Source organism: Rhizobium herbae, assembly GCF_017873135.1.
GTDB classification, from domain to species: Bacteria; Pseudomonadota; Alphaproteobacteria; order Rhizobiales; family Rhizobiaceae; genus Pararhizobium; species Pararhizobium herbae.
In genome coordinates this window covers 193,765-203,478 of the sequence record NZ_JAGGJV010000004.1, presented here as the reverse complement: position 1 = coordinate 203,478, position 9,714 = coordinate 193,765, and the positions used below count along the sequence as shown (strand labels likewise).

Below are 9,714 nucleotides of genomic sequence, written 5' to 3'. Positions count from 1 at the left end.
GAACCCCCCATATATCAGTTTCGCATCTTTCAAGGATGCGTGCATTCTCTTTCGGTAATGCGCCAACGGTTTTTGCGGAAGATTGATATATGCCAAAACGGAAAACGCCCGCTGTTGTCAGCACAGGTATTGCTGGATTGAACGAAATTTTGCGCGGGGGTCTGCCGGCATCCAATCTTTATATGCTGCAGGGGGCGCCTGGCTCCGGCAAGACGACGGCTGCATTGCAGTTCCTGCGGGCAGGCGTGGAGGCAGGGGAAAGCTGCATCTATGTCACGCTTTCGCAGACAGCCGCAGAACTTGAGGCCATCGCTGTCTCGCATGGCTGGACGCTTGATGGCATTCGCGTCGAGGAACTGACGACCTCGGGCACGGTCAGCGAGGCCGATGACCAGAGCATATTCCTGACTGCCGACCTCCGGCTTGACGAGACCCGAAAAGCGATCGAAGCGGCGATCGAGGAACACAAGCCGCGCCGCCTGGTCTACGATTCCCTTCTGGAAATCCGCCTGATAACCGGCGATTCTCCGAGGTTTCGCCGCGAGTTGATTGGCTTCAAGTCGTTTCTTGCCAAGCGCAATGTGGTGGCGCTGCTGCTGGATACGCAGACGCCCGGTTATGACCGCAGCGGTGAAGAGGTCGAAGGCCTGGCCCACGGGGTTATCCGCTTCGATAAGGCGTTGGAAGAGTATGGCGGAGTACGCCGCCGCGTCGAGGTCTCCAAGATGCGTGGCGTTCCTGTGGCTGACGGATATCACGACATGGCCATCCGGGAAGGCGAAGGCGTTGTCGTCTTTCCTCGGATCATGCCAAGCATGGTGTCGGAAACGACGACGCCGGAACTGATCAAATCGGGGGTCGCCGCCCTCGACGACATGTTTGGCGGAGGCCAGGAGGCCGGAACCACGACGCTGGTGATCGGACAGTCGGGTACCGGCAAGTCGACCATGTCATCGCTCTATGCGACAGCGGCGCTCGAACGCGGCGAGAGTGTCGCGCTGTTCCTGTTCGAAGAACGGCTGGAGACATTCTTCCGCCGCTCCGAAGGTTTGGGCATGCAGCTGCGGCAATTCCATAAGGATGGCAAGCTGATCCTGCGCGATTTCAACCCGAACGAAATCTCGCCGGGCGAATTTGGCCAGATCGTCCAGGACGCAGTCACGCAGAACAAGGCGCGTGTCGTCGTCATTGATAGCCTGACCGGGTATCTGAACTCGCTGCCACATCGGGAAAAGGCAGTTCGCGATATTCAGTCGCTTCTGAAATTCCTCGCCCGGTCCGGCGTGCTGACCATGCTGATCGTTGCCCAGCACGGCCTGATCGGTCAAAATGTGGGCATCGACGTCGACGTCAGCTTTCTCGGTGACACAGTGCTCCTGCTACGGATCATGGAGCACGAAGGACGCCTGCGTCGGAATATCACCGTGGTCAAAAAGCGCCATGGTCCGCACGACCTCAATATTCAGGAGCTGCTGATCGAGAGCGGCAGCGTCAGTGTCGTCTCCTACAATCCTCTTCCTGATCCGAAATGAATGAGACGCCGACCGAAAGCGAGCTGGATTGGGTGCTCGTCCTTGCTCCCTTTCGCAAGGATGCCGAATATATCGCTGCGTTTCTGCGTGAGGAGAAGGTCGCGGTCAATCATGGCAGGACGGGCAAGGATCTGATCCATCACCTGTCCTTGTCCCCCGGCGTCATTGTTATCACCCACGAGGCGTTGAGCCCGCCGGTTGTCGCCAGCATTGGCGAGCATATCGCGGCGCAGCCAGACTGGTCGGAAGTGCCGATACTGGTCCTGCTGGAGCGGGCAGCACCGATCACGCGAATTCGCAGTCAGCTCGAACGGTCATGGCCGGGTTCGCGCCTGTTGTTCCACACGCGCCCGATCGCTCCGTTGGAACTGGTGAACAGCATACAATCGAACCTGCTCGTGCGGTTGCGTCAGAAGCAGGTGCGGGATGCCATCGAGCGAGAGGTCGAACTGCGCCTGGAACTCAATCATCGGATCAAGAATATCCTCGCCAGCGTGACGTCGATCTTTCAGATGACGCGACGCGGTGCTGCGACGGTAGAGGATTTGGCTGCAGATTTTACCGGTCGGCTGCAAGCACTGTCCAAAGTGCATACGGCCGTGTTCGAGGCAGGTGGAGATGAGGTCTCTCTGTCGTCTGTCGTCGACCTGACCGTGTCACCCTATAACAGCGACGGGTTGAGCCGTATCCATGTTCGCGGCCCGGACGTGTCTATCGGGCGAAACTCAGCAACGACGATCGCCCTTTGCCTCCACGAACTGATCACCAATGCCCTCAAGTATGGTGCGTTGTCCCAGAAAGACGGCACCGTCGATATCGCCTGGGCGATTTCGGATGACGCCGCACCGCTGCTCTCCCTGCATTGGGACGAGGCAGGCGGCCCCAGGGTCATAGAGCCGACGCGACAGGGATATGGTACGAGGTATATTCGCGCGGCGCTCGCTTCCCTGTTTGGTTCCGCCCCCGATATCGCCTTCGCGCCGGACGGATTTCGATGCCGCGTCGTAGGCCCCCTCGGTCGGCTGCAGCAGAGCTGAGAGGAGGTTATGCTCCGGTATCTCGGTGTTCCCTGCGACACATTCAATAAATCACTGAAGAACATAAATAAATTCTCATGGATCATTCTGACGTCAAGCGCGTTAACCGGTCCGACGCCCTATCAAAAGATATAGCAACTGCACCACGACGGAGCTTCGGGGATGGGCTATAACGGCATAACGGTTCTGGTTGTGGAGGATGAAGTCCTTCTCCGGATCGACATTGCGCAGTCGCTGGAAGATCACGGTTTCAGCGTCCTTGAAGCATCGAACGCTGATGAAGCGATTGTCATTCTAAACGCGCAATCCGAAATCCATCTGATGTTTACAGACATCGACATGCCCGGCAGCATGGACGGGCTAAAGCTCGCTGCGGCGGTGCGGGACAGATGGCCGCCCATCAAGATCATCGTCGCCTCAGGCCACCGCGAGATGAGTGATGCGTTGCTTCCGGTGGAGGGGAGATTTTTCGCAAAGCCCTATGATCTGTCGCGGGTCATGAGTGCCATGCGTGATATGGTGGCCGCAGCGTAGGTTTAAGCTTATTTTACGACCGCTATCCCGGCCTCGGCCTGCCCGGCGAGCCTGGTCAGGTCGCGCTTCTTTCCAGCCAGCGTTTCGATTGCGGCAATCGCGAGGTCGGTGACGATATAATCCGGTTTATGGCCAAGGTTATGAATGCGTAGCAGCGTCGAGCCGGTGATGTCTTCATGCAGCTGGCGGGAGTGGATTTCGGGGAGGACGACACGGTCGGCGTCGCCGGTGATGATGGCAGTGGGCGCCTTGATCTCCCTGTAGCGCGGCGACACGCGCTTCACATATTCAAGCAGATTGGCGATATCGATGGCGTTGTTGCGAAAGGCGCGCGGCCTTATGGCCAGATAGGCGGCCGTCTCTTCGATATAGCCGTCCGGCCTGGGATTGGGGGCAAAGACTGCCTTCGTCGCCTTGTCTATGGCGGCAAGGCCTGCCGGCGGCGCAATCAGGGTGGCAAACAACCAGCCCAATACCGGTGTCCTGGTGACGTCATAGTACCATTCGATGCCGCCCGGCCACGGATGGGTGGCGGGCGAGAGAAACAGCAGGCCTGCCACCATGTCCTTGTGGTTCAAGGCAAAGGTTGCGGCGATCGCCCCACCGAAGGAGTGGCTGATGATGATGGCTTTCTTGATGCCGCGTTTCTTCATCAAGGCGGCGATGGCATCGGCCTGACCGTCGGGATAGGCATTCTGTGGGCCGCCACGTTCGGAAAAGCCCAGTCCCGGCCGGTCGAGAAACAGCATATCGGCGCGGCCCTCGAGCTTGTCCCTGAAGGCAACCATCGGGTCGCGAAGATTGGCGCTTGCCCCGTGGATGAAGACGAGAGTCGGAAGATCGGCGCTCTTCGGACGTGGTACGTAGACGCTGTTCATCCGATAGCCGCCGACGTCGATCAATTCGCCCGTATTCGGATTGTCTTTTTCAAAGGCCGCCGCCTTGTAGGAGCTGAAGCCGAATCCGGTAACCAGTACGGCAAGACATAGCGATGCAATGAACAGCATGAGTTTCCTGAAGGCAAAGGACATCAATCACTCTTCCGCGCGCCTGCGCAATCGGCCGGATGGTTTGGCTATCGTCCGATACGAAGGAAAGCGGTCTGCGGTTTCGCTAGTCAGGAAGAATCAAGTGCGGTTGCCGGCAAGTTTTTCCTCCAGCTCGCCAAGCTGTTCCTGCGCCCGGCGGTCGGCTGGATAGATATCGAGGAATTGTTCCCAGGCCCGAAGCGCAAGTTCATCCTTGCCGGCTGCGGTCAGGATCGCCGCCATGCCCGCGAGCGCACCGAAATGGCGCGGCTCGATCGCCAGCACCCTGTTGATGTCCGACATGGACTTTCGGTAGTTGCCCATCTGGTAGTGCAGCGTGGCACGCTGGTTCCAGCCTTCGACATATTGGGGTGAGAGCGTGATGACCTGGTCGAATATATCGAGGGCTGTTGCCTTGCGGTTTGATTCGACCGCTTTTGACGCCCACTGCATCAGAAGGTTCACGGAAGCGCTGCCGGAATCCTGCCATTCGATGCGGATTCGGTCCGAAATCTCGCGCGCCTTGTCCGGATCGCGTTCCCGCTTCAATTCGGAAAAGAGCGCGTCGAGCCGCTGTTTGGGTGTCGTCAGTTCCGACGTCGCGGAGGCCTGTGATGTGTCGGCCGCAAGGAGGGAAGGGGGGCCGGCAAAGGATGCTGCCAGCACGCAGCCAAGAATCAAAAATGAAGACATGAGTTTAGCCATGGCAAATAAGGTAGCCTGCCATGGCCGAAGATCAAATCAAATTTGAGACATCAAACCGGTGAACCGCTCGGGCACCAAAAAAGGCAGGCGCACGAACGCACTCGATCCATATGCGATCGCTCGGAAAACCTGGGTTTCCGGCTGACGCAATGGCTCAGCCCTGACGGGCCTTGAAGCGCGGGTTCAGCTTGTTGATGATGTAGACACGGCCCTTGCGGCGAACCAGACGGTTTTCGCGGTGACGGGCCTTCAGCGACTTGAGCGAATTTTTGATCTTCATTTTTCTGATCCGCAGTTTCGGCGAATCTGATTTCGCCGGTCTTTAACAATCAAAAGCGCGCTTGCAGACGTTTAAGGCCGAGCGCGCTCTTAGGGTGGCAGGCAAATAACCCGGCGTCGCAAAAGTGTCAACCACAGAGAGGCGGTTTTCGCGGCTACCTTCGGCTTTTCTGTGGGTTAAACCCTTATCGAAGCCAAGTGACGTGCCCCATTTTACGCCCTGGCCGCGCTTCTGTCTTGCCGTAAAGGTGAACGAGCGCGCCCGGTTTGGCGAGCCAGGCCGGCAGGTCGTCGATATCGTCGCCGATCAGGTTCTGCATCACGCAATCGGAATGGCGGGCGCCGCTCGCCAGGGCCAATCCGGCGACGGCACGAATGTGCTGCTCGAACTGGGACACCACGCAGGCGGCTTCCGTCCAGTGGCCGGAATTGTGGACGCGGGGTGCGATCTCGTTGGCGATCAACGTCCCGTCAGCCAGAACGAAGAATTCCATGCCGATGACGCCGACATAGCCAAGGGCCGTCAGCACGGCCGTGGCTGCAAGGCGGGCCGCCTCAGCGGTTGTCTCGCTGATTGTGGCCGGGACGGTCGAGGTGTGGAGAATGCCGTTGCGATGAATGTTTTCGGCGGGGTCGTAACAGGAAATCGTGCCGTCGGTGCTGCGGGCGGCAATGATCGAGATTTCCCTTTCGAACGCAACGAAGCTCTCGAGAATCAGCGGAACGCCGCCAAGCGCCCGGTAGGCGCCGGCCGCATCATCGCTCGCATCCTTGAAGACGCGCTGGCCCTTGCCGTCGTAGCCGAGACGGCGGGTTTTCAGCACGCCCCTGCCGGAGAAATCGGCGAGCGCCCGTTCAAGCTGTTCCTGATTGTCGACAGCGTGGAAGCGCGCGGTTTCGATGCCGCAGCCGTTGAGGAACTGTTTTTCGCTCACCCGGTCCTGAGAGACGGCCAGCGCCCTGGGCGGCGGGTAGACCGGAAGCGCGCGTGCAAGTGTCTCAGCCGCTCCGACCGGCACGTTCTCGAACTCATAGGTGACGATATCGCAGGCATCCGCAAGCTGCCTCAGCGCCGTCTCGTCGTCATAGGCGGCGACGATCTGGCCGTTGGCGACCTGCGCGGCCGGACAATCGACCTGGGGTTCCAGAATGATGGTGCGGAAGTTGAGCCGCGCCGCAGCCATGGCAAGCATGCGGCCAAGCTGGCCGCCGCCGATGATGCCGATCGTTCTCATGCCTGATCCACCGGATATTCGGCAACGGCCGCGCTTTGCTGTTCGCGCCAGTCGTCGAGACGATCGGCGAGATCGGGATCGCTGAGTGCTAGAACGGCCGCGGCAAGAAGCGCCGCGTTGATGGCGCCGGCGCGGCCGATGGCGAGCGTGCCGACGGGAATGCCGGCCGGCATCTGCACGATCGACAACAGGCTGTCCTGGCCGGAGAGTGCCTTGGACTGGACGGGAACGCCGAATACCGGCAGCGGCGTCATCGCCGCCGTCATTCCAGGCAGATGCGCAGCACCACCGGCACCGGCGATGATGACCTTGAAGCCTTCGTCGCGCGCGCCCCTGGCAAAATTGATCAACCTGTCCACCGTGCGATGTGCCGAAACGATGCGGGCGTCATAGGCGATGTCGAGGGCGTCGAGCGTGTCGGCGGCATTCTTCATGGTCTCCCAGTCGGACTGGCTTCCCATGATGATGGCGACGGGCGGGGTTGCTGCTTTCGTCACTGTGTTCGTTCCGCTTTGTTGCGAGGCCGAGGTGCGGGCCGGAGCGTTCGCAGCGCGCCCTTTCGGACACGCGGCAGGTTCAGGCGATGATATCGGGAATGATCTGGTCTTCGATCTTGGTGATCTTGTCCTTGATGATCAATTTCTTCTTTTTCATCCGCTGGATGCGCAGGGCGTCGCAGCCTGTCTGGATCATAGCATTGATCGCAACATCATAGTCTTCATGTTCCTGCCTCAGCCGCGCTACGCTCAGTCTGAGTTCGGCCTGATCCTGATCTGGCATGCAATGTTCCCCGTCGGCGCCGACAGCAGATAGTCTGCTATCCGCATAAAATCGAGCGTCGCTCTAGCACAGAATTGTTGGTAACGGGAAGTTATCCCAATACCAAATCTCGCCACCGAGATTTGATGTCGGCCATGATTTCGCCTTCGACAAATGAAAAATAGCATGGCACACTATCTCGGTTACAACGTGGAACATCCGGCATTTACGGATCGGGTGCAAGCAAAAGGAAGGGACTGCCACATGACCATTGAGGCTCATCTTGCAACGCTTGAGAAAAAACATGATGTTCTGGAGCAGGAGCTCCATTCGGCGCTTATCCAGCCGTCTGTCCAGGATCAGCACATCGCTGACATCAAGCGTCGGAAGCTGCGCTTGAAGGACGAAATCGAGAAGATTCGCTCTTCAACTCACTGATTAGGTAAAGCAATCTCATTCATCGGGAGACTTTTGTTCCAGCGCATAAATTGATAACCGGAAAGCCAGAACGAATTTTGGCAAAGTGACACTTGAAGCCGGTTTCAAGCGTTGTCGATAAGCGGATTTGTTTGGCGCGGACATGAAGTTCGCCAAAGCCCGCAGTAGTGAGTTTCCCGATGTCTGACCTTTCGAGGCCAGAAACCTCACAACCAGCCCGTAATCCTCACGACCAGAATTGATCCAGCCATAGGTTGACCCGATCGAAGCCAGGCTTGTTGATCGCGTAAATCCGCTTCGTGCCGCTTGGGGAAACGGAGACGAGATTTGAGTCCAGCAGTGCCTTGAGGTGCTGCGATACCGCCGGCCGGCTGATCGGCAAACCTTCTGCCAGTTCGTTCACGGTGCGCGGTGCGCGACGCAACTCCTCCAGCAGATATCGCCGGTTCGGATCCGAGATCGCGTCGAAGGGATCAGCGTGTGACATGCGCAAAAGCTAGGAGAATTCAAAGCACTCGGCAAGTAAATTGTGCGATGCGGCAATGGAATTTTGCTGTGCGGTATACAAGCCCGGCGTGCAGGATTTCCCGGTTTTAAAACATACCGCGCCGGTTGGAGCCGCAGATGCGCTCAGTGCGCCACTGCAAGCACCAAAACTCCGTCATAGACGAGTTTCAGGCCGGCCAGAAACGCCATCGTGTACATGAACGGGTAGAATGTCTGCGGCTGCATGCGCCGGACAAACCAGGCTCCGGCCATCGTTGCCAGCATCGCCAGCGGAAAAAGCGTCAGCGATGTGGTCAGGTTACTGAGATCCAGCTGCCCGAGCGCGAAATAGGGGATGAGCTTGACGACGTTGAGAATGGCAAAGAACCGCACCATCGTGCCGGTATATTCGCGCGGTGGCAACTTGAGCGGCAGTGCATAGATCTGGAAGGGCGGGCCGCCGGCATGGGCGACGAAACTGCCGTAGCCGGCAAAGGCGCCGAAGAACGTCGCCTGCACCGGCCTTTGCGGCTTGGCTGGGATGACGATACCGCGCCGCGCGCGCCAGAGATTGTAGACATACCGCAGAACGAAAAGGACGGTAATCAGGCCGATGATCAGCCGCAACGCATCGCGTGCAACATAGGCTGATGTGGCCCAGCCGATGGCGATGCCGACAAGGGCACCCGGCAACAGAATCTTCAACGTCTTCATGTCGCCATGCTGGCGCCATGTCCACAGCGCGACCAGATCCATGGCGATCAGGATCGGCAGCAGAAGGGCTGCCGCCTGCACCGGCGAAACGGCGAGCGACAAAAGCGGCACGCCCATGAGCGAAAGAGCTTCGCCCATGCCGCCCTTGCTGAAACCGACGAGCAGGACCGCGGGGATGGCGATGGCATAGAAGTGAAAATCGGGAAGCATGGGTATCGGTTGATCCTTTTGCCCGCAGGGTCTATCGCTTTTGCAGATCGAAATCGAGTAGGGATGGTGCGCGGACGCGCATTTCATCGGGAACAGAGACATTATGAGCAAACAAGACAATCGCTGCCGCCTCGTCCTCATTGCGCCGGATATCGCCGATGTCGATAGCCGCGCGCAGATGCTGGGCGGCGCATTGCGCGGCGGCGACGTTGCCTCGGTCATCGTGCCGCAATATGGGCTGGACGATCAGGCTTTTCAGAAGCATGCCGAGGTGCTGGTTCCGCTGATCCAGGAAGCGGGCGCCGCGGCTCTTGTTGCCGGCGATACGCGGGTTGCGGGCCGCGCAAAGGCGGATGGCCTGCATATCACCGGCAACGCGGCGGAACTGGCGGAGGCAATGGAGAAGTTTTCGCCCAAGCTGATCGTCGGCGGCGGCAATGCGACGGACCGCCATCATGCGCTGGAAATGGGCGAAATCCGTCCGGACTATGTGTTCTTCGGCAAGCTCGATGGCGATATCAAGCCGGAAGCGCATCCGAAGAATGTGGCGCTGGCCGAATGGTGGGCATCGATGATCGAGATCCCGTGCATCGTCATGGGTGGCACCGATCCGGAATCGGTGCTGACCGTTGCCGAAAGCGGCGCGGAATTCGTGGCGCTGCGTCTGGCCGTTTTTTCGGAGCCGGAGCAGGCGCCTGCCATCGTTGCGAGCGTGAATGCGCTTCTTGACGAAAAAGCGCCACGGTTTGAAGCTTAA

General features: G+C 58.9%; 13 protein-coding genes. 5 read left to right on the top strand and 8 right to left on the bottom strand.

Annotated elements, in window-relative coordinates; translation table 11 throughout:
* Positions 1-89: 89 nt before the first annotated feature.
* The 3 genes from J2Z75_RS12630 to J2Z75_RS12620 all read left to right on the top strand — a co-directional run bounded on the left by J2Z75_RS12630 (position 90) and on the right by J2Z75_RS12620 (position 3,103).
* Positions 90-1,532 carry an ATPase domain-containing protein gene (locus tag J2Z75_RS12630; RefSeq protein WP_209852793.1) on the top strand — a complete coding sequence of 481 codons (1,443 nt, stop codon included), beginning with the start codon at positions 90-92 and terminating at the stop codon, positions 1,530-1,532.
* Positions 1,529-2,569 (top strand): sensor histidine kinase, encoded by a 1,041-nt coding sequence (locus tag J2Z75_RS12625; RefSeq protein WP_209852791.1) that lies wholly within the window; start codon positions 1,529-1,531, stop codon positions 2,567-2,569. Before J2Z75_RS12630 ends, J2Z75_RS12625 begins: the two co-directional genes overlap by 4 nt.
* A gap of 162 nt (positions 2,570-2,731) precedes the next feature.
* Positions 2,732-3,103 (top strand): response regulator, encoded by a 372-nt coding sequence (locus J2Z75_RS12620; protein WP_209852790.1) that lies wholly within the window; start codon positions 2,732-2,734, stop codon positions 3,101-3,103.
* Positions 3,104-3,111: 8 nt separating this feature from the next.
* Here the strand turns inward: J2Z75_RS12620 and J2Z75_RS12615 are convergent, their stop codons facing one another.
* From J2Z75_RS12615 to J2Z75_RS12590, 6 genes are all read right to left on the bottom strand, one after another.
* Complete coding sequence (locus J2Z75_RS12615) at positions 3,112-4,110, bottom strand: alpha/beta fold hydrolase (RefSeq protein WP_209852789.1); 999 nt, start codon at positions 4,108-4,110, stop codon at positions 3,112-3,114.
* Between the two features lie 120 nt (positions 4,111-4,230).
* On the bottom strand, positions 4,231-4,824 hold the full coding sequence (locus J2Z75_RS12610) for a tetratricopeptide repeat protein (RefSeq protein ID WP_234937318.1): 594 nt from the start codon (positions 4,822-4,824) through the stop codon (positions 4,231-4,233).
* A 166-nt stretch (positions 4,825-4,990) separates the two neighbouring features.
* A complete protein-coding gene (gene ykgO, locus J2Z75_RS12605) occupies positions 4,991-5,116 on the bottom strand; it encodes a type B 50S ribosomal protein L36 (protein WP_034855034.1) in 126 nt (41 codons plus the stop codon).
* A gap of 184 nt (positions 5,117-5,300) precedes the next feature.
* Positions 5,301-6,350, bottom strand: a complete 1,050-nt coding sequence (locus J2Z75_RS12600; protein ID WP_209852787.1) for a 5-(carboxyamino)imidazole ribonucleotide synthase — start codon at positions 6,348-6,350, stop codon at positions 5,301-5,303.
* Positions 6,347-6,811 carry a 5-(carboxyamino)imidazole ribonucleotide mutase gene (purE, locus tag J2Z75_RS12595; protein WP_113242139.1) on the bottom strand — a complete coding sequence of 155 codons (465 nt, stop codon included), beginning with the start codon at positions 6,809-6,811 and terminating at the stop codon, positions 6,347-6,349. Before purE ends, J2Z75_RS12600 begins: the two co-directional genes overlap by 4 nt.
* A 115-nt stretch (positions 6,812-6,926) precedes the next feature.
* Positions 6,927-7,130 (bottom strand): YdcH family protein, encoded by a 204-nt coding sequence (locus J2Z75_RS12590; protein ID WP_018327895.1) that lies wholly within the window; start codon positions 7,128-7,130, stop codon positions 6,927-6,929.
* Positions 7,131-7,373: 243 nt separating this feature from the next.
* Here J2Z75_RS12590 and J2Z75_RS12585 point away from each other — a divergent pair, with 243 nt between their 5' ends.
* The gene (locus J2Z75_RS12585; RefSeq protein ID WP_209853375.1) at positions 7,374-7,547 is read left to right on the top strand and encodes a YdcH family protein; all 174 of its coding nucleotides are present in this window, start codon (positions 7,374-7,376) and stop codon (positions 7,545-7,547) included.
* Positions 7,548-7,773: 226 nt separating this feature from the next.
* Here the strand turns inward: J2Z75_RS12585 and J2Z75_RS12580 are convergent, their stop codons facing one another.
* A complete protein-coding gene (locus J2Z75_RS12580) occupies positions 7,774-8,034 on the bottom strand; it encodes an ArsR/SmtB family transcription factor (protein WP_209852786.1) in 261 nt (86 codons plus the stop codon).
* Between the two features lie 143 nt (positions 8,035-8,177).
* Positions 8,178-8,957: a sulfite exporter TauE/SafE family protein gene (locus J2Z75_RS12575; protein WP_209852784.1), complete on the bottom strand. Its 780-nt coding sequence runs from the start codon at positions 8,955-8,957 to the stop codon at positions 8,178-8,180.
* Between the two features lie 103 nt (positions 8,958-9,060).
* Between J2Z75_RS12575 and J2Z75_RS12570 the strand changes: the two genes are divergently transcribed.
* Positions 9,061-9,714, top strand: a complete 654-nt coding sequence (locus J2Z75_RS12570) for a thiamine phosphate synthase (protein WP_209852783.1) — start codon at positions 9,061-9,063, stop codon at positions 9,712-9,714.